The sequence below is a fragment of the Candidatus Cryosericum terrychapinii genome (assembly GCF_003570925.1).
Taxonomy (GTDB): domain Bacteria; phylum Caldisericota; class Caldisericia; order Cryosericales; family Cryosericaceae; genus Cryosericum; species Cryosericum terrychapinii.
Map to the genome: position 1 here is coordinate 17,138 of NZ_QXIS01000034.1, position 19,737 is coordinate 36,874.

At 57.0% G+C, this 19,737-nt stretch carries 20 protein-coding genes; 2 read left to right on the plus strand and 18 right to left on the minus strand.

Going from position 1 to position 19,737, the window contains the following annotated elements; genetic code table 11:
* Nucleotide 1: 1 nt before the first annotated feature.
* The 5 genes from SMC7_RS06530 to SMC7_RS06550 form a co-directional block, all read right to left on the minus strand.
* Nucleotides 2-1,012, minus strand: coding sequence for a LacI family DNA-binding transcriptional regulator (locus SMC7_RS06530; protein WP_119089548.1), 1,011 nt, complete (start codon nt 1,010-1,012; stop codon nt 2-4).
* Nucleotide 1,013: 1 nt separating this feature from the next.
* On the minus strand, nt 1,014-1,565 hold the full coding sequence (dcd, locus tag SMC7_RS06535; protein ID WP_119089601.1) for a dCTP deaminase: 552 nt from the start codon (nt 1,563-1,565) through the stop codon (nt 1,014-1,016).
* 209 nt (nt 1,566-1,774) lie between these two features.
* Complete coding sequence (locus tag SMC7_RS06540; RefSeq protein WP_119089549.1) at nt 1,775-3,385, minus strand: UDP-N-acetylmuramoyl-tripeptide--D-alanyl-D-alanine ligase; 1,611 nt, start codon at nt 3,383-3,385, stop codon at nt 1,775-1,777.
* On the minus strand, nt 3,382-4,167 hold the full coding sequence (locus SMC7_RS06545) for an alpha/beta fold hydrolase (protein WP_165845207.1): 786 nt from the start codon (nt 4,165-4,167) through the stop codon (nt 3,382-3,384). The genes SMC7_RS06540 and SMC7_RS06545 overlap by 4 nt, the downstream gene beginning before the upstream one ends.
* Nucleotides 4,168-4,176: 9 nt before the next feature.
* Nucleotides 4,177-5,382, minus strand: a complete 1,206-nt coding sequence (locus SMC7_RS06550) for a D-alanine--D-alanine ligase family protein (protein WP_165845208.1) — start codon at nt 5,380-5,382, stop codon at nt 4,177-4,179.
* Between the two features lie 182 nt (nt 5,383-5,564).
* Here SMC7_RS06550 and SMC7_RS06555 point away from each other — a divergent pair, with 182 nt between their 5' ends.
* Nucleotides 5,565-6,698, plus strand: a complete 1,134-nt coding sequence (locus tag SMC7_RS06555; protein WP_119089552.1) for an aldo/keto reductase — start codon at nt 5,565-5,567, stop codon at nt 6,696-6,698.
* A gap of 4 nt (nt 6,699-6,702) precedes the next feature.
* Here the strand turns inward: SMC7_RS06555 and SMC7_RS06560 are convergent, their stop codons facing one another.
* Nucleotides 6,703-7,167, minus strand: a complete 465-nt coding sequence (locus SMC7_RS06560; protein WP_119089553.1) for a Fur family transcriptional regulator — start codon at nt 7,165-7,167, stop codon at nt 6,703-6,705.
* A 4-nt stretch (nt 7,168-7,171) separates the two neighbouring features.
* Entirely contained in the window at nt 7,172-8,089 is a 918-nt protein-coding gene (locus SMC7_RS06565) for a putative manganese transporter (protein ID WP_119089554.1), read from the minus strand.
* A gap of 182 nt (nt 8,090-8,271) precedes the next feature.
* Between SMC7_RS06565 and pepT the strand changes: the two genes are divergently transcribed.
* The gene (gene pepT, locus SMC7_RS06570) at nt 8,272-9,984 is read left to right on the plus strand and encodes a peptidase T (protein WP_119089555.1); all 1,713 of its coding nucleotides are present in this window, start codon (nt 8,272-8,274) and stop codon (nt 9,982-9,984) included.
* Nucleotides 9,985-10,060: 76 nt separating this feature from the next.
* Here pepT and SMC7_RS06575 read toward each other — a convergent pair whose 3' ends face one another.
* The 11 genes from SMC7_RS06575 to SMC7_RS06625 all read right to left on the minus strand — a co-directional run bounded on the left by SMC7_RS06575 (nt 10,061) and on the right by SMC7_RS06625 (nt 19,735).
* Nucleotides 10,061-12,490, minus strand: coding sequence for a xanthine dehydrogenase family protein molybdopterin-binding subunit (locus tag SMC7_RS06575; protein ID WP_119089556.1), 2,430 nt, complete (start codon nt 12,488-12,490; stop codon nt 10,061-10,063).
* A complete protein-coding gene (locus SMC7_RS06580) occupies nt 12,487-12,960 on the minus strand; it encodes a (2Fe-2S)-binding protein (protein WP_119089557.1) in 474 nt (157 codons plus the stop codon). The genes SMC7_RS06575 and SMC7_RS06580 overlap by 4 nt, the downstream gene beginning before the upstream one ends.
* A complete protein-coding gene (locus tag SMC7_RS06585) occupies nt 12,957-13,790 on the minus strand; it encodes an FAD binding domain-containing protein (protein ID WP_119089558.1) in 834 nt (277 codons plus the stop codon). The genes SMC7_RS06580 and SMC7_RS06585 overlap by 4 nt, the downstream gene beginning before the upstream one ends.
* A gap of 147 nt (nt 13,791-13,937) precedes the next feature.
* Nucleotides 13,938-14,630, minus strand: a complete 693-nt coding sequence (locus SMC7_RS06590; RefSeq protein WP_126850754.1) for a redox-sensing transcriptional repressor Rex — start codon at nt 14,628-14,630, stop codon at nt 13,938-13,940.
* An 11-nt stretch (nt 14,631-14,641) separates the two neighbouring features.
* Nucleotides 14,642-15,223: an ATP-binding protein gene (locus SMC7_RS06595; RefSeq protein WP_119089560.1), complete on the minus strand. Its 582-nt coding sequence runs from the start codon at nt 15,221-15,223 to the stop codon at nt 14,642-14,644.
* On the minus strand, nt 15,220-15,951 hold the full coding sequence (locus tag SMC7_RS06600) for a PHP domain-containing protein (protein WP_119089561.1): 732 nt from the start codon (nt 15,949-15,951) through the stop codon (nt 15,220-15,222). The genes SMC7_RS06595 and SMC7_RS06600 overlap by 4 nt, the downstream gene beginning before the upstream one ends.
* Nucleotides 15,952-15,954: 3 nt before the next feature.
* The gene (locus tag SMC7_RS06605) at nt 15,955-16,287 is read right to left on the minus strand and encodes a hypothetical protein (protein ID WP_207798743.1); all 333 of its coding nucleotides are present in this window, start codon (nt 16,285-16,287) and stop codon (nt 15,955-15,957) included.
* Between the two features lie 8 nt (nt 16,288-16,295).
* Nucleotides 16,296-17,225, minus strand: coding sequence for a CBS domain-containing protein (locus tag SMC7_RS06610; protein WP_119089562.1), 930 nt, complete (start codon nt 17,223-17,225; stop codon nt 16,296-16,298).
* Between the two features lie 3 nt (nt 17,226-17,228).
* Nucleotides 17,229-17,567, minus strand: a complete 339-nt coding sequence (locus SMC7_RS06615) for a DRTGG domain-containing protein (protein ID WP_119089563.1) — start codon at nt 17,565-17,567, stop codon at nt 17,229-17,231.
* A 30-nt stretch (nt 17,568-17,597) separates the two neighbouring features.
* Nucleotides 17,598-19,205 carry an NADH-quinone oxidoreductase subunit NuoF gene (gene nuoF / locus SMC7_RS06620; RefSeq protein ID WP_207798744.1) on the minus strand — a complete coding sequence of 536 codons (1,608 nt, stop codon included), beginning with the start codon at nt 19,203-19,205 and terminating at the stop codon, nt 17,598-17,600.
* Entirely contained in the window at nt 19,202-19,735 is a 534-nt protein-coding gene (locus SMC7_RS06625; protein ID WP_119089564.1) for a complex I 24 kDa subunit family protein, read from the minus strand. Before SMC7_RS06625 ends, nuoF begins: the two co-directional genes overlap by 4 nt.
* Nucleotides 19,736-19,737: the final 2 nt, after the last annotated feature.

Consider the following 19,737-nt stretch of genomic DNA (forward strand, 5'->3'; position numbering starts at 1 on the left):
ACTACAGGGTAGTTGCCGAAGAATGCTCTGCCGAAATATTCCGGAGCGCCGTCGAATCCCGGACCACAAGCTCCGTCGGGAGAACCACCGGCTGACGTGGCGCATGACCGCGTCTCATGTCGAGAATTGCTTTCACTGCCCGTCGTCCCATCTCATAGGTGGGCTGTCGTACCGTCGTCAACGATGGACTAAAGATCCTCGCAAACGCGATGTCGTCAAAACCAGTGACTGATATTCTTCCTGGCACCGGGATACCCACTTCTGCAAGTCTCGCCAGAACACCAAATGCACATAAATCATTGGCACAGACGACACCCGTCGTGCCATCCATCTTGGACTCGACCTGCTTCATGGCTTCGTACCCGTCATCGATCCCAAAACCCGCGCGTACGACATTGAAGTCGATATTGTGCAGACGGCACTGGTCACGAAACCCTCTGAGTCTGTCTTCGGTTGTAGAGATCCTTGGAGGGCCCGAAAGATATAACAGTTTACGGTGCCCCAGTCCCGCCAAGTGGTCAACTACAGCCTTACTCCCGCTGTAGTTGTCGGCATTCACCTGTGACACCAGGGAACCGGAGAGTCTACGGTCCATGACAACTACGGGAATACCGGCCGCCAGCTCCGCCACATACGCATCTCTTCGGGAAGCGCTGGCCACGATGACTCCCGCCACAGTCAGATCATGCAGAGAATGCAGGTACTGCTTCTCCTTGGCCACATGACCGTCGCTATTACAGACGATAAGGTTCAGGCCATGCTTGCGTGCTTCATCCTCCACGCCACGCACGATAGCTGGAAAAAAGGGGTTGGTGATGTCTGGAACCACAAGTCCAATGAGATCGGATTGGCCGAGGACCATGGCGCGTGCGATAGGGTTGGGCTTGTAGTCCAACTCCCTGGCCATCTCCAGGATGCGCTCACACAGTTCTGGCCGCACCATCTCCGGTTTCGAGAACGCCCGCGATACCGTGCTTGTGGAAATGCCGAGCTTCCGCGCTATTTCCCTCATGTTACTCTACCCTCGGCAGCCAGATACCTGTCTGGTTCTGATACTTGCCCTTCTTATCTTCATAGGAGACGGCGCATAGTTCATCGGCTCCCATGAAAAGAACCTGAGCAATCCCCTCATTGGCATAGACCTTGACGGGGAGCGGCGTCGTGTTGCTGATCTCGATAGTGACAAATCCCTCCCATTGCGGCTCTAGAGGGGTTACGTTTACGATGATTCCCGCTCGAGCATATGTACTCTTGCCAATGACAAGGCACAAGACATCCCGGGGAATCCGGAAGTACTCGAGACTGCGTGCTAGAGCGAAGGAGTTCGGCGGGATGATGCAAGAGTCACCGTTCATATCCACAAAACTTCGCCCGGTGAATGCCTTTGGATCGACAATGGCATTGAAGACATTGGTGAAGACCTTGAACTCGTCCGCCACACGCATGTCGTATCCATAAGACGACACGCCATATGAGACGACGCCCTTGGGACAGTCTGATGCGAACGGTTCGATCATGCCAGCCAATGCATGGGCCGCGATCCAGGTGTCAGATTTGATTCCCATCCACGCCTCCAAACCCCGATTTTCGCCTGCAAGCGCTACCATTGTGTTCTGAAGCATCCAAACTTCAAGGTTGACAACCAGCAGGCCTCGATTGGGCGGCACCAGTGCCGGCATTTCACAAGCCGACCTGCCTGAGTTTGGTTCAGGCCTCCGGTACGCGCCGCGATCGACCACCCGCATTCCTGGCCACCGCTCTCGCGGACATTACATCACTCATTGTAGGTGTCAGGGAGGTCATTCTCAAACATCACTGTGTCACCGGGTGTCAGCAGGCTTCCCATAAGCCCCGTGACCTCCTCAAGGGAACGAACTGTGAGGATGTTCGCCTCCGGGAAACCAGCTGACAGCAGCCCCTCGCGGACCGATTGAGTCTTCTTCGGGCCGACAAGGATCACTGTGTCAGCCGATCCAGCTGCCCGCCTGCCCGCCTCCATGTTTTCCGTGTCCTCCGCTTTGCCCAGCGAGACCAGCCCGGGGGTGACGAGGACCCGTCGCGAAGGAAAAGCGGCCAGCACCTCCATCGCCATGGCAAACCCGGCAGGATTCGAGTTGAAAGCATCATCGATGATGCGAACGCCGCCAGCGCCGGCCATCACCTGTAGCCGATGAGGAGGTGCCTGCAGTGTGGCGACACCATCCTGGATAGCGTTCCAGGACACACCCAGTTCACGCGCCACTGCGACCGCGAGCAGGATGTTCTCAACGTTGTGCCGGCCGAGCAGCTTCGTACAGCACGCGAATCGCTCATCTTGACTCATCAGAATATCAAAGGACAGACCGTCAGCACTCATCACGATGTTCTCGGCATGCAAGTCAGATGACAACGATCCGCCTGCACTCGCGCTCACGATTCTCTTCCCCCGTACACTCCCGATTTCTGCAAGGACAAGATCATCGGCGTTCAGGACGACCGTGGATCCGCTCCCAGGCATGCTGACGAATCCCTTCATGACACGCCGGATGGCAGCCTCGGAACCGAACTCCTCGAGGTGCTGCAGACCGACCGACGTCACGATCGAGATACTGCAGGGGACCAGACGCAGAAGATGCTCAAATCCACCCTTCTCGTTCTCGGCCAGTTCCACCACGAACACTTCGTGTTCTGGGCCGAGCTGTCCGCGAATGACCCGACAGATGCCCATGGCCGTGTTGTAGCTCTCGGGCGTCATCAGAACACGATAGCGTGATTCCAGCAGGTGCGCCGTGAAGAATTTGGTGCTCGTCTTGCCATAGCTCCCGGCAATGCCGACAACGGTCGGAGCAAATCCGGCAAGGATTCTGCGGGCGTCTCGCACGTACCAGTCTCGTATCGACGCCTCGATGGGCTCCATGATCGTGCGGCCGACAACCAGAACGAGTGGAGCCATCAACGGCATCAGCCAGGCCGTGGCGCCGGCGAACCACCCCTTTCCAATGAGCGGTAGCAGACAGATCGCTGCACTGAGGATCGCCGTGCAGACGAGCAGGCGTCGCGCACGCGGAGTCATGACCAGAGCTTTCTTCACTGGACTCCGTACCCCGAGACGCCGTTCCCACAACAGTCCTGTCAGACCGGCAACGATCGACACCGTGCAGACAATTACAATCGAAAGTGCCGATTCCAGGCGCACGAACAATGCAGCGATACCAAGGAACCCGAGCAGGTCAAGCATGGGATTGGCAGCCAGCCGGTCGACGTGGAGCACAACCCAGTGGACGAACCGCCGCGTATCGTATTCCTCGAGTTGCAGCATATGAAGAAGATAGAGGACTCTTACCAGGGTGAGAGCGAGGGCAGTACCAGCGGCTAGTACTGCAAGCAGCGCGGCCAAACCTCTCATCCCTTTGCTCCTTCTCGCGTTCCGTGAAGGAATGCGCTCACCACGGCATTCACGAATGACGGACTGTCCAGGTAGCTGAAATGTCCTGCGCCGGCAACGGCGATGAGCCGCGACCCCCGTATCAGCCGTTCCATAGTGCGCCCGTCGGTAATCGGTGTCGCCTGGTCTTTCTCGCCCCAGATGAGCAGTGTCGGTGCGGCGATAGCTCGCATGCACTCGCTGAGATCAAGATTGACGGTCTTGACGAAAGATGACCGCATGACGCCGGAGACCGCCCTGTAGTCGGCACTTCCAAACCGCATGGCAAGGCGCTCTCGCAGCGCGGGTCCCTTCGCCCCGAGAATTGGAAGACGCAGGACTGTCTGGGCGGTCTTGTAGAAAAGTCGCCGCATGCGCCGTCTGAACGTCGCCGGAGGCTTGATGCCGGCTGCATCGACAAGGACAAGAGCCTGGACAGTTTCAGGCGCGTGCGCCGCCAGCCATATGGCGATACGGCCACCAAACGAGTGTCCGATGTATGTCGCGCGTGGAATCCCCAGAGACGCCACCGCTTCCTGGACGAAGGCAGCATATTCAGGCGTGCCCCAGGGAACCGGAGGAGGGCTGCTGCCACCGAAACCTGGGAGGTCGAAAGCAAGAACCCGATACCGGTCCCGCAATCCCACGATGAGAGGCGTCATGCTAACCGCCTGGCCTCCCCAGCCGTGCAGGAGCACGACAGGGTCTCCAGACCCTTCGTCTACATATGCAAGCGTGATGCCGTGGACGAGCGTGGTAGCCATCATACTCCGTCAGACGTTCTTGGTTCCAGACTTGCCCTTTGAACCTAGCCTCAGCAGGTCTGACACATCGTAGCTGACGACGTTCGACCTGCGGTCTTCGAATGCTTTGCAGGCGAGATCAATCAACTTCGTGAGCAGATCCCGGTATTGCATGCCGACAGCTTCCCATAGGTAGAAAGACAGGGCGCCCGGAATAGTGTTGATCTCGTTGACGTAGACGGCTCCAGATCCATCGATCAGGAAGTCGACCCGGGCGACACCCCGGCAATCAAGAGTGGTGAATGCACGACACGCCAGTTCCTGCACCCGACGGGTAAGGTCATCACCGAGATTCGCCGGCACCTTGCGTGCCTGCGCCTTCTGGATGCCACTATTTGACTCAGCCGTCGTCTTGTATCCCACCTTGTACTTGGTGTCGTAGTCGAGGAAGGCGCGCGAACTGAAGACTTCCTCGCACGCCGATGGTATTGGATCGTCGTTGCCCAGAACGGCACAGTTTACCTCGCGATGATCGACAACGGCCTGCTCCACCAGCAACTTGCGGTCGAACTGACTCGCAACCTCGAGTGCATATCGCAGCGTGTCGTGATCCGTCGCGCGCGTGATGCCAACGCTAGAACCCAGGTTGGCTGGTTTCACGAACATGGGAAACTGAAGGCGCTGCTCGGCATGACGAAGGCAGTCATCCGGCGAAGAACGCCATGTGCGCCTGCTGAAACTGACGTACGGAACGACGGAAATTCCGGCTGCCGCAAACAGCTGCTTCTGGAATACCTTGTCCATGCCCAGTGCAGAGCCGGTCACGCCTGCACTCGTGTAGGGGATCCCCAGGAGTTCGAACATGCCCTGCATCGTCCCGTCTTCACCGTTGGTGCCGTGATTACACAACAATGCGACGTCGACAGCCAGCGGTGTCACATCCATACCATGGCTCATGAAGCCTCTGCGCGGAGCCTGCACCGCAAAGGTCCATTTTCCAGCAAAGGGTCGCAGTTGCACGCGCTGTGCCTTGCCCGGAAGACTGACGAGATCACGGAACACATCCATCGTTTTCAGGGCTTCTCCCGTGAACCAGACGCTCTCCTTGGACACGTAGAGCGGGACGACCTCAAACTGCTCCTCGTCCAGAGTATTCATCGCCTGAACGGCGGTAATGATAGAGACCTCGTGCTCCACTGAGCGCGAACCGAAGACAACGGCGACTCTCTTCTTCATCCATAGCTCCTTGCACCGGCCCCGCAGGGAAGATGTTCGCTGAAAAGCCCGTGAATTGCTGATTTCATGCACATCCAGTCTATTCCCTTTGAACCGCATTGCAACGCACCGAACGAATTTGACAGAGACGCCCGACGTTATATATTGGAATACGAACAATTGCTTTTGAAAGGACAGGCCAGATGAATTACAGGTCATTCGGAAAGCTGGACTGGAAACCGTCTGCACTCGGATTTGGCACAATGAGACTGCCTACTGTTGGAGAAGACCCTTCGGCCATCGACGAGCAGCAGGCCATTACTATGCTTCGTACCGGCATCGACGGAGGGATCAACTACGTCGATACGGCATACCCGTATCACGGGGGCAAGAGTGAAACGCTCGTCGGCAAAGCCCTTCAGGAGGGCTACCGTGGCAAGGTGCACCTTGCCACCAAGATGCCCTCCTGGCTCATCGAGTCACAGGCAGACATGACTCTCCGCTTCGAAGAGCAGCTGCAGCGCATGCAGACCGACCACGTCGAGTTCTACCTGCTGCATGCCCTCAACGCGGAGCGCTGGCACAAACTGCACGATGCCGGGGTTCTCGAGTGGGCGCACGAACGTATCAGAGAGGGGCGCATCGGTTATCTTGGCTTCTCCTTCCATGACACCAACACAGCTTTCCGGGAGATCGTCGACGCCTCTCAGGAGTGGACATTCTGCCAGATCCAGTACAACTTCCTCGACGAAGAGACGCAGGCGGGCACCGACGGGCTACATTATGCAGCATCCAGGGGACTGGGGATCGTCGTCATGGAGCCTCTGCGCGGTGGAAAACTGGCAGTGCCAAACGCAGAGATCTCAGCAATGTGGAGCGAAGCCTCGACCAGACGGTCGGCGGCTGAATGGGCCCTGGACTGGGTATGGAACCACCCCGAGGTCTCGCTGCTGCTCAGTGGCATGAGCACACTGGTACAGGTTCAGCAGAATCTGGACGCTGCCGGCACGTCGGCAACCGGCATGCTGGCTCCCGGCGACCTGGACCTGATCGCACGTGTCAGAGATGCCTACAACGCCCTTGTCCGTGTCCCCTGTACAGCTTGCAACTACTGCATGCCCTGTCCACAGGGTGTCAACATCCCGGGCATGTTCCAGCTTGTCAATGAGGGATCGATGTTCGGAAGCTGGGATGTGCAACGCAAGAGATACGGCCAGATGAAAAGCGAAGGTTCGTCGGCTGACAGCTGCATCCGTTGCGGAGCATGTGAGGATAAGTGCCCACAGCACATCTCCATTCGCGATCAGTTGGCCAACGTCGCTGAGCAACTCGGCTGATTCTCTACTCCGATCCTGGAGATTGTCGTTCTGAACGGCAATGACGGCAGTAGCCGTACAATACGAGGCTGTGATCAGTGACCTCAAAATCCAGCGCTTTGGCCGCACTGTTTGCAAAATCCTCTACAGGACAGCTGCTGATCGGAAACATGTGGTGGCACCCCAGGCAAACCATATAGTGCCGATGAGCATTGCCCATCAATTCAAAGAATGAACGGCCGTCATTGCTCAACAATGTCCGCTGCACGCTACCGCGACTGACGAGTTCATCGAGGGTACGATAGACCGTTGACAGCGCCATGCCCGGCAGAGTTGTGTTCACCCTATTGAGAACGTCGTCGGCTGTAAGTGGAATACTGACTTTACCCAGGACCTGCAGAATGGTGCGACGATCCCTGGTCATCCGGAACCCTCTCAGCTGTCCAGAGAGCCGACGCCTGCCCGTACCGTTCCTGTCTGCTGAGTCCATGGCGTTACTTCCCTGACAGAGACTGTATGAGGATGCCGGCAGCAATGCTGATACCGAGCAACCAGGCAACGACCTTCAGCGTATTCTTCGTATCGTGGTTCTCACGAAAGAGAACAACAAGTCCTAGCCCACCCGCAGCCCCCAGACCAGCAACTGTCGATCCAAAGCTGATGGTACCGGCGATGTACAGTTCGGTGATCGCCACGCTGGCGGCACAATTCGGTATGAGCCCTATGAGCGCGGCCAGAACAGGCTGGAAGATCGTGTGACTCAAGAACAGACGCGACAGGTTTTCCTGCCCGACGCGATTGATAAGCAGGCCAATGACAAGTGATGTCACCAGAACAAACAGGATAATCTGAGCTGTCCGCTTCGTCGCAGACCACAGGATCTCCTTCCAGTCAATGCTACCGGTCTCCTTGCTCGTGCATGATGCACGAGTGCCGTCGCACGAACAGCTCTGCTCACCGATCCTCATCGCATCCTGCTCGGCCTTCCGGCGGTCCTGGCATTCCTGCATACGTCTGCGATTTTCGGTGCGCATCAGTGCGTCAACAAGATATCCTCCGGCGAGAGCCATGAGGACCTTGACACCGACAAGTGGAAGCACAATATATGCCTCATCAGGCTTCGACAGAAGGATGGGCAGGGCTTCGTCAGATGTGGCAAGGTACACCGCGATGATCGTGCCCATCGTGAGGAGTCGCTGCGTGTATAGTGCGCTTGCCATGACCGAGAAACCACATTGGGGAATAGCGCCCCCCACCGCTGCGATAAGAGGCCCGACGTGTCCCGCTTTCTCGACAGCATCGACGATTCGCTGCTGCCACCTCGCCTCAACGTATTCCAGGACCAGGTAGACCCCAAACAGGATTGGCACCATGTTGAGCGTATCCCTGAGAGCATCCAGAATAACTTTCACCTCAGACCAATCTCCTCTCTACATGCAAATGATTTGCAGCAAGATAACCTTTAGTATACTCGCGCGAGGACGACATCAACCCGTAAACAGTGATTAAGGCCATTCATCCGTTGGTATGTACGACCGAACGGTTTCGGATACAATGGACATAGCCGCTTCCAAGGCGGCGAAACGAGGAGCTCATGACGGAAGGCGAACAACTTGTACAGACAACGATACGGTCGGGAGACGCAACTCTCTGTGCCGCCGGGGACGGGAAACTCGTATACAGGCTGACGGGCAGAGGGATCGGCGCGCTTGTCACGGCGGTCGAGAAGGAACGTGCGGACAGTCACGGCCCGCTGGACTGGGGGGACAAACTGGTGGGACGAGCTGCTGCACTCCTGTTCACGCTGGTGCGTCCCCGGTCGGTCTTCGCCCTGACGATGAGCACCGGCGCACAAGACGTCCTGCGCGCAGCCGGTATTCTGTTCGGTTGCGACGCAGTCATCGTCGATGTGCTCAACAGAACCGGAACGGGGCCGTGTCCGATGGAGGCAGCGGTATCCGGCATCGATGACCCGCTGGCCGCACTGGAGAAGCTCAAGCAAGTGAGTCAGTCACTATCAGATGCTGGGCGCAAACGTGCGCCCGAGAAGGGGGAGTCAATGAACAACCTGGTGGATCGATTCCTGCATTACACGTCATTCGACACACAGTCGGACGAGCATTCAGTCACGTTTCCCAGCACCGAGAAACAACTCGTCCTTGCCCACGAGCTGGACACAGAGCTGCAAGGGCTTGGCCTGAAAGATTCTTCTGTTGATGCGAATGGCTACGTCAGCGCTACTCTTCCCGCCAACTGCGAGAGTCCGGACGCTGTTCCAGTCATTGCATTCCTCGCGCATATGGACACGTCTCCCGACGCGTCGGGCATGGGCGTGAAGCCGCGTATCGTCACTGCCTACGACGGCAAAGACATCGTTCTCGATGCGGAGAAGAACATGGTCCTGAGCCCCGCCGACTTTCCTGACATGCTGCTGCACAAGGGCGAGGACTTCATTGTGGCGGACGGCACGACTCTGCTGGGAGCCGACGACAAGGCAGGTATTGCCGAGATCATGACTGCTGTCGAATACCTGCTGGCGCATCCCGAGGTGAAACACGGAACCATCAAGATTGCATTTACACCGGATGAGGAAGTCGGCCAGGGCGTCGATCGGTTCGACGTACCGAAGTTCGGCGCGAAGTACGCGTACACCCTCGACGGCGATGAACTCGGCAGTCTCGAATACGAGAACTTCAATGCCGCATCGGCAGAATTCGAGATCACCGGGAAGAGCATCCACCCGGGTACCGCAAAAGGCATTATGAAGAATGCGGCTCTCATAGCTGCAGAACTGACCGCACTCTTCCCGTCCGACGAAACGCCTCGATCAACTGAGAAATACGAGGGTTTCTTCCACTTGACCAGCATCAATGGCGTGTGCGAGAAAGCCGAAGTCAAGTACATCATCCGAGATCACGACAAACACCGTTTCGAACAGCGCAAGAGCATGGCGCATGCCACCTGCGACTTCCTGAACGCCAAGTATGGCGAGGACACGGTTACAGTTCACGTGCGCGATTCCTACTACAACATGCGCGAGGTTATCGAGCAGAACATGATCCTCGTCGATGTCGCCCGCGATGTCATGGAGAAGCTGGGCATAGCGCCCTTGGTGAAGCCTGTTCGTGGTGGAACTGACGGTGCACGGCTCAGCTACATGGGGCTTCCCTGCCCCAACCTGTTCACCGGCGGCCGCAACTACCACGGCCCGTTCGAGTACATCGTCATCCAATCCATGGAGAAAGCTGTACAGGTCATCGTTGGCATTGCGGAAGCGTTTGCGAGTCGATCAGCGACTGTGGCGTGACCTGACAGACATCGTACCAGCAAAAAAAGGGGTGCCAGTCAGGCACCCCTTTTGCGTTCCACTTCCCGAAGCTTGATCAGATGCTCTTGCCGCGCAACGCCGCCAGAACTTTGTCCGGCGTGTAGGGCGTGCGGTGGAGGCGTATCCCAGTCGCATCAAAGATTGCATTGCCGATTGCAGGGATGGCACCGTTGATGCCGATCTCGGCCACCGATTTGGCGCCCCATGGTCCAGTCGGCTCATAGTTGTCGACGACGATGACCTCGGTCGGCGGCATGTCGCGGCGAGACAGAATCTTGTAGTCGAACAGCGAGGAATTGGTCATGTTGCCGTGGGATCCAAAATGGTACTCCTCGGTCAGCGCAAATCCTATACCATTTGCCACCGCTCCCATGATCTGCCCGCGCACCAGGTCGGGGTTGATAGAAACACCGCAGTCGACGGCTGCCACATACTTGAGAACCTCGACCTTTCCTGTGAGCTCGTCCACTTCGATCTCCACGAAGTGTGCCGCAAAGGGCGGCGGAGAGTATGGGGACACGAACGACTGTGTCGTTGCAATCTGATGCTGATTGATTTCGTAGTACGCGCGATAGGCAATATCAGATACAGAAACCTTCTTCCCGCTCCGCGCCGACACGACGTTTCCATCGTCCATACGATAGAAGGACAGGATAGGGTCCGGCTGGGTGTTGTCCCATTCAACCTTGGGCTCTGCAATGACAAGTTGCTGATCCAGCTCCTCCCCCAGCATCTCGGCTGCAACTGAGAAAATCTGATTGCGCACTGCCTTGGCCGCTTTGACGACGGCGCCACCCGAGACAAACGTGGTCGAGGAGGCATAGGCTCCGACATCGAACGGTGTCAGATCAGTGTCGCTGGAGAGAGCGCTGATCTTGTCCATAGTGACCCCCAGGACTTCAGCCGCCATCTGGGACAAAATAGTGTCGGAACCCGTGCCGATATCCGTGGCACCCATGGTCAGGAAGTAGCTCCCGTCCTCGTTGAGCTTGATGGAAGCAGAAGCCATGTCGATCAGCGGGATCCCAGAGCCCTGCATGTGCATCGACATGCCGACGCCACGAACCTTGTGACCGTTGCGCGTGCGCTTGCCGCGTTTCTCTGTCCAGCCGATTGCTTCGGCTCCCAGGTCGATAAGGGTCGGCAGTGAGCTGCTCTTGATCGTCTGGGCGACTCCCTGACGGCCTTCGCCGAGAGCCTCGAAGATTGGCGAACCTTCTCCGACTCTGATCATGTTCATCTTGCGCAATTCGATGGGATCCATGCCCAGTTTTGCGGCCAGATCGTCGATTGTGCACTCGAGAGCAGCGTATCCCTGAGTCGCTCCATACCCTCGGTATGCCCCCGGCACGGGAAGGTTCGTATAGACTGCATCACCAAAGAACCGGACGTCAGTCGCCTTGTTGTAGAGTGGCAGCGTTTTGCTGCCCGTGTTGGACATGACCGTGAGGCTGTGACTGCCATAGGCGCCGGTATTGCTGAGAACGTACATCTTGAGAGCCCTGAAGTGACCCTGCTTGTCACAACCGATGCTCATGTCGATCTTCATCGGGTGACGGGTCCTGGACGAGACGAACTCCTCCTTGCGGGTCAATTCGATCTCGCACGGGAGACCCGTCTTGATGGTTCCGTAGGCTACAAGGTCGTCAATGAGTATCTCCTGCTTGGTGCCATAACCGCCGCCGATCCGAGGCTTGACAACACGCAACTTGCTCATGGGAATGTCAAGAACCCTCGAGACGATACGGCGTGCGTGCCAGGGGACCTGTGTGCTCGAAACGATAACGACCTTCCCCATGTCGTCCGTATAAGCGAACGCCGTGTGCGTCTCCATCGGGGTGTGCTGAGCATAGTGCGTCTGGAACGTCTCAGAGATGGTCACCTCGGATTCCGCCAACGCTTTGTCGACGTCGCCAACGTTGATGTCCAAATGCGCTGCAACGTTATGCGCCGAATCATAGGCACCCTTTGGATCCTCAGGATGCACGATCGGAGCTCCCGGCTTCATGGCATCGTCGGCGTCAAGAACAGCAGGCTCTTCCTTGAAGCTCACCTTGATAAGCCTGAGCGCCTGTTCTGCAATATCTATGGAATCCGCAAAAACAGCAGCCACACGGTCACCCACGAAGCGCACACGCTCCGTGAACATCTGGTTGTCGTACGGCGAAGGCTCTGGCCAACCCTGTCCAGCCGTCGTGTAGAACGTACGCGGCGTATTCTTCCAGGTCAGTACGAGGCGAACACCAGGCAGTGCCTCTGCAGCACTGGTATCGATCGAGATAATAACACCATTAGCGATCGAGCTGGTCAGAATCCTTCCATGCAGACGGTTCGGAAAATCACGTGCCGCGATATCGTCCGTGTACATCGGGGCTCCACTGGCCAGAGCGTAGCCATCAACCTTGTCGACGGACTTGCCGACTACATGCGTCGCCGGGTACGACCCTTCGGTCAGGTGACGGAAACCCTTTCTCTCGATGCTCATTTCTTGTCCCCTTTCCGGAGCTGCGCGGCGGCATCGAGGACTGCCTCGACCTGCTGTTCGTACCCAGTGCATCGACAGTAGTTGCTGTCCATCGCCAACCGGATCTCTTCTTCGGTGGGATCAGGATTTTCGTCCAGCAACGCCTTGGCAGATGTGATGGCGCCAGGCACGCAGTATCCACACTGGACAGCGCCGTTCTTCACAAACGCTTCCTGAAGGACGTGCGGATGAGCCTGATCCCCAATGCCGCGCACGGTCGTCACGGCGTGTCCGTCGGCTTTGGCGACCAGTATCAAGCATGAAGCGACAGGCCGCCCGTCCAGCAAGACGGTGCACGCGCCGCAGTCCCCCGAGTGACAGCTGCCCTTCACCTCGAGGTAACCCTCGCGCCGCAGGACATCGAGCAGGACCTCGCCCGGTTGAATATCAAAAGAACGTTCAACAGTATTCACATTTATCGAAATAGTCATTGTGCCACTCCCGTCATGTGCTCATCCAGGTTTACGATAGCCGCTCGCACCAGCTCACGCCGGAACTCGCCCGTCGCACGAAGGTCAGTCCCGACCTCGACAAGATCAGGAGCCATCTCCGCCAGTCTCGCGAACGTCTCATGCGACAACGACTTTCCGACAAGTTCTTCAGAGAGTCGGGGGTAGAGAGCAGCATGACCCGGGCGCCCGGCGAAGACCAGGTTGGCCGCTGTCATGACCTTGCCGTCACAGTTCACAAGCGCTGAGAAGTGCAGCGTCGAAATGTCCTGCTGGGTACGTGTGAACCGCCATAGGAATCCCCTCGATCCGGCATTCCCTGCCGACAGCAGAACACCCTTGATGATCGCCCCCGGCTGCTTTGCTTCGATGTAGTCAGAGAGAGGCGTGATGCGCTCAGTACCGTCAAACAGTCGCACCTGTGCACCCAGGGCAACGAGATGGGGCACGACGTCATTCCACGGCTGGTTGCGCCCAATGACTCCGCCGACGGTGATCATGTCCCGCAGGTTATTATGAGCGATATGGCCCGCCCACCAGGCAAGCGAACCCCCAGCATACTGCCTGATGTCTGCGCTGCGACTGATCGTCGTGAGTGTGGTCTGAGAACCGATCTCGATCCCTTCCCGGCTTGCTGCAATATAGTCGAGACCACAGTGAGACAGATCGATCAGGGTCGTGATCTCCGGGTTCCGGCGAAGGACCAGCTCCACGCCACCGCCAACATACGCGGCGACAGGGCCCAGCTGCTTCGCTTTGGCGAAAGCATCCTCCAAGGATGTTGCATGATAGTACTGGGTGATTCTGCCCATGCGGGCCTCCTCGCAAACAGCACTGATAATCTTTTGTATATTGTACCCTCGCGAAAAGGGTTGGAAGCATCACCGTCGTCGCATTTGTGCGAGCCGGACGTATGAATGTCTACACACACCCGGAACGAGTAGTGCCCAAGCAGTCCCCTACTCGTTGTGTGACGCGGCATCAATCTGGATCTGCTCCTCCCGCGCCCGCTGCTCAGCACTCTGGATATAGAATGACAGCTTGAGGAACTCCTGCGAGAGATCAACCGACAGCATTGGAACCTTCTCCGGGACCTTGATGCTCTGAGGTGCGAAGTTGAGGATACCGCGAATCCCCGCCTCGCAGAGGATCCGGGCGACGTTTCGGGCACTGGACGCAGGAACGGCGATAACCCCGATGGCGATGTGCTCGCGGCGAACAATAGTCTTCAACTCATCAATGGAGTACACAGGTATGCGCTCTACGTGCGTTCCGATCTTGCGCGGATCCCTATCAAACGCTGCGACATACCTGAATCCCCACTTCTGAACCATACGGCTGGACATGAGCGCTGTGCCGAGGGAGCCTACGCCAACGATACAGCACTTCCACCGTTCGACGCCACGCCCGAAGATGGCTTCGACTTCGGTCTTCAGATGAGCGACATCGTATCCGGTGCCACGTTTGCCAAATCGACCAAAGACTGACAAGTCCTGTCTCACCTGTTCAGCGCTCACCCCGGTCAGCGAAGCCAGCTCCCGCGACGAAAGTGTCGACGCGCCTTGCTGCTCAAGGTATGTGAGACAGCGCAGATACGTGGCCATACGCGAAACGGTCGCCTTTGATACGTCTTCCAATCCGTATTTTTTCACCACCAGCACCCTCACGTACCGTCCTGACCGGATCCGCCACTGCTGCCTTGGACCACATCGCGCTCCTGTTCGCGCAAGAACTCCAGAAGTAGCATCTGCGCTTGAGGATCAGACATTTCTTCCGACGAAAAAACTGCTCGCAGTTCCTCGGTACCAACAGAATATGCCATATCTCCTTCTGCACGATGGATATGCCAACACACTGCACCGTCAGAGATGAGCAAAGCAAAAATGGTCGATGCCAGGTCTCCAAACGGCAGACAATCAATGTGGTCCGTATGAAATGTTGCCCTGAGTGTCGTTCCCTCACCCGAAACACTCTTTAGATCGACTCCTCCACCGGTCAACTCTGTGTTTTCCTTGAGGAATGGCAATCCAAGGCCGAACCTCCTGATGTTGTGCGGTCGCGTGGTAAAGAACGGATCAAACACACGTGTGCGTCTATCGGCGTCCATCCCACAGCCGTTGTCCCGAACGGTAAAGACAAACAGGTGGTCAGCTGGGTCATGGTCAATGTCGAGCCATATATGGGTGGCTCCAGCCGTCACACTGTTGGAAGCAATGTCCAGGACATGATCCGCTATCGTCCTCATAGGAGCCTTGCTCCTCTTCCATTCTCGTGCCGAAGGGCCATGAGTACTTCATGAACAGTCAACTCCTCGATTTCGAGGACATACCTGGGAGGGCTGATGGAATCAAGGTTGTGAGCATCGCTGTTCGAGACGAACTGCGGGTGACCAGGAAGCTGTGACGCAATTCTCTCGATGTTGACCTTGTGGGCGATCTCATAGGTGGGAAACTCCATGTCTGGCGTCACCATCCCCAACTGGTACAGAAGCCCAAAACGGCGATCCAGATGACTCGGCACGACGACGCCGCCCAACTGTTCGACAAGCCCTCTCAGTTCCTCGAGACTCAACAGACTCGCCACAGAAAGCAGAAAGGGAAACTGGCCTACAAACTCGTCCCGTTCATTGCAGACAAGCTGATAGCCAAAACGTTCGGGGTCGTTGACGATACGCGGGTACGATGCCAGCAGTCTGCGACTGAATTTCCAGAGGACATCCATCGTCTCGAAATAGCAGAGCAGGTGGACTTCCTCCATAGTGGTAGCTTCTATCCCTGGCACGAGCAGGATACCACTCCGCCGAAATGCCCGCTGAAATGCCGGCACGTTGCACGCCGCATTGTGGTCGGTCAGAGAGGCAACCCGTATCCCGCGCGCAGCGAGCCGCCCCGTCACCTCGCCCGGCAGCATCGTAATATCTGCACACGGTGACAGACACGAATGCAGGTGCAGGTCTCCGGCTACCTCCAGCACAAGTTACCTCAGCCCAAGGACGTAGAGCTTCCCAGAAACGACATACGCTGAATCCTTCGAATAGAGGATCGTCAGGTGCTCCTTTGCGGCACGCTCGACCACGTCGGATTCGCAAGTTCGTCCCTCGCAGACGATGACGACGCTGATGCCGACCATCGCTGCAACAGCGATGACATTGACGTGCGTCTGGATGGTCGCCCAGGCCGATCCCGGAGCAGCCTTGGCGATGACTTCCGAGAGCAGGTCGCAGGTATACCCTGACGTTACCAGCCGTGTTGTGTCACCATCGACTGCGACGTCCGCACCCACTGAATCAATAACGTCATGGACTGTCATATTGCCTCCTATTCCTTGCCCGCCAGGAAGATCATCTCGAGTTTGGTGGGCTTGTCTTTGCCTGAGATAATCACGAGGTGGTCGGAGAACCTACGGATATTCGCTAGACCCATGCCTGCACCAAACCCCATCTCTCTGATTGCATCAGTCGCGGTGGACCAGCCTTCCTTCATCGCAAGATCGATGTTCTCGATTCCAGGTCCCTCGTCTTCCACGCGTACGATGATCTCTCCATTGCGAGCAATGGCCCGGAGTGAACCCTGACCACCCGCATGGATACAAACATTCATCTCTGCTTCGTAGGCGCAGACGCTCGCCCGTCGAACAACGGACTCACCGAAACCCTTGGTCTGGAGGAACACCTTGAGCCGAGCCGAGCCTTCGCCAGCATTCTCAAGCCCTATACAGCTTATGTCATACACAAAGTCTGCACTGTTCTCGAACTCTTTCGAGAGGGCCGAGAAGCTGCCGAGGGTCATCGTGCGTCGCTGGTCGTGGACGTACACCGAGTAAAAACTGCGAATGATCGCCGACAGGACGTCGGTGTCCGTGATCATGCCCACCAGCTTGCCATCTTCTTCGACCACTGGAAAACGCCCAAACTTGAAGCGCTGGAAACAGGACAGGATTGTCTCAAAGGTGTCATGAGCATGCAGAGAGATCACATCGCGTACCATGACTGAGTCAACAGAGTCAGCCAGACGCCCGTCGGCAAGCGCCTCAATGATCTTCGAGACCGAAATGAGCCCCACCAACCGAAAGTCGGCATCGACGATAGGCACTCCGGAAATCGACTTTTCCCGCATGAGAATGCGGGCTGCTGCAACACGATCCTCAGGGTGAAGAGCATGCACGGTGGTAGACATGATACCGGAAGCGTCCAGATTGCTGAACAGCTCCAGATACCGCAGTGCTTCTACACTCCGCTCAAGAGACATCTACTATCCAGAGAGACCTCGGGCATAGAGCTTTCCCGACGCCACGTACATGATGTCATGTGTCGTCAGAACGACAATGCCTGTCGTGCGTGCCAAATCAGCGACATACTGGGGCACGTCCTTGCCTCTTACCACGAGGATGGCTGGCAGGTCAAGCATCTGTGCCGTTCGAATAATCTGAGGAGTAGTCAACCCGGTGATGAGCAGCGTATCGGGACGGCTCATCGCCAGTACGTCACTCATGAGGTCTGATGCAAACGCGTGGTGTACCTCGATATCCGCCAGTTGTTCGCCCACGACACACGTTGCACCGGTAATCTCAAGAACTTCAGTCAGTTTCAAGTCGACTACTCCTCTCCAGACGTTACCCTTCTACACTTCTTCCTGACAGACCTCTGGTACATGTGATTCCGCAAGTGCTTGGTCGAATACTTCGGGAAAGTTGCGCAGTGCTGACTCAAATGCAAGCGGGGCAGCCTGTCCCAGTCCACAGAACGACGTGTCGTTCAGCGTGTTGAGCAGTTTGCCGAGGTGTTGCAAGGAAGCGGGGTCCGCCGTCCGGTTGACGAGCGTGTCCATGATCGTCTTGACTTGCAATGTCCCTTCCCGGCAAGGTGTGCATTTGCCACACGACTCATGCCAGAAGAAGTGTGCCACCTCCGCAAGGAACGGAAGGAGCGGTACATCCTCAGACGCTACCAGAATGACTCCGGAACCGATGGAAACATTGTTTGTCTTCATTGAGGCGAAGTCCAGCGGGACATCCAGGAACTTGTCAGTAAGCACAGTCCCGGCACTTCCACCAGTCTGGATGAAGCCGATGTGCTTGCCTCCCTTGACGCCGCCACCAAAGTCGTAGATGAGTTCCCGCAACGTGACACCCAGAGGTGCCTCGACGATGCCACGGTTCACAATGTCGCCCGAGAGCGAGAAGACCTTGGTGCCGGCACTCGACGGTGTCCCGAATGACTTGAACCAATCGCTGCCATTCAACAAGATCGGTGGTACGTTAGCAAAGGTCTCTACGTTGTTGACGACCGTAGGCTTTCCGAAAAGTCCCTGCTGAGGCGGGAACGGAGGCTTGTTCCGCGGCTCCCCCCGCCGGTTCTCGATGGACTCGAGCAGCGCAAACTCCTCACCACAGACGTAGGCCCCACCACCACGATAGACCTCAATATCAAACTGGAACCCCGTCCCCAGAACGTCCTTGCCAAGTAGTCCATACTCAGTGGCGTCCTTGATAGCCTTCTTGAGGCGTGCTATCGACATGAAGTACTCGCCACGGACATAGACGATACCGACGTGAGCCCCGGTAGCGTAGCCGGCGATGGTCATCGCTTCGACGATACTGTGTGGGTCTCCCTCGAGAATGAGGCGATCTTTGAAGGTGCCGGGTTCACCTTCGTCAGCGTTGCACACAATGTACTTCTCGTCGCTCTGCTCCTTCGCGACCATTCCCCACTTCAGTCCTGTCGGGAACCCCGCGCCCCCTCGTCCCTGGAGCTTGCTGTCGGTCAGGATCTGAATAACCTCGCCGGGCTGCATCGCAAGAGCCTTCGCCAGCGCTTCATAACCGTCACGCGCAATGTACTCGTCAATGCTTTGTGGATCGATGAGTCCTGCGTTTCTCAGGACGATTTTCTGCTGGCTTTTCCCTGTCTCCTTCTCAACAAGACGCCTGCTCGACAGATTTCTGTCGATGGCGAGGCGTGAGACGACACGCCCTTTGAGGAGATGCTCCGTGACAATCTCCTCAACGTCTGAAGGCATGACGTTGCCGTAGTAGACATCGTCGGGGAAGACTGCTAGAACGACACCCTGGTCATAGATACCAAGAGCACCAGTCTCGACCACCGATACCTGACTGCCCAGGTTGTACTTGCCAATCGTCTCTTCCAGGACGTGTTTCACCTCAAGAGCCCCCTGGAGGACAGAGTTGGAGTCAACAGGAACGACAATCTGGGTTGAGAACAGCTTCACTGTGTACCTCCCGCACGCTTTGCGTCGAGGATTCGTGGCAGGTCTTCCGGTGTGAGGTTTCCGTACGCGTCGTCATCGATCATGAGTGCCGGGGAGACCCCGCAGATGCCCAGGCAGCTGGAAGCCTCCAGCGCAAACATCCCGTCCGAAGTTGTTTCGCCCAATTCAACCCCAAGGAGTCGCTTGAGCTCTGCCACAATGGATGGAGCGCCGGTCACATGACATGGCCCACTTGTACAGACACGGACCACGTGCTGTCCCCGTGGCTCGGTCGACAGCATCGTGTAGAACGTAACGAAACCGTTGAGCTGCGCAGGCGAGGTCCCGAGGAGTCGAGCGACTTCACCCAGCACAGGTCCCGGAAGGGAATTACCATAGTGGTGTTCCAGTTCAAACATGATGTCCATGTACGACAGCCGGCCGTGATGCTCACCACGATTTGTTTCCACCAGCTCACGCAGAAAACGCTTGTCTTCGTCGCTCAGCGGCTGCGCCTGCCCCGCTGGTCGAGTGATATTGTCCAACTCCATGG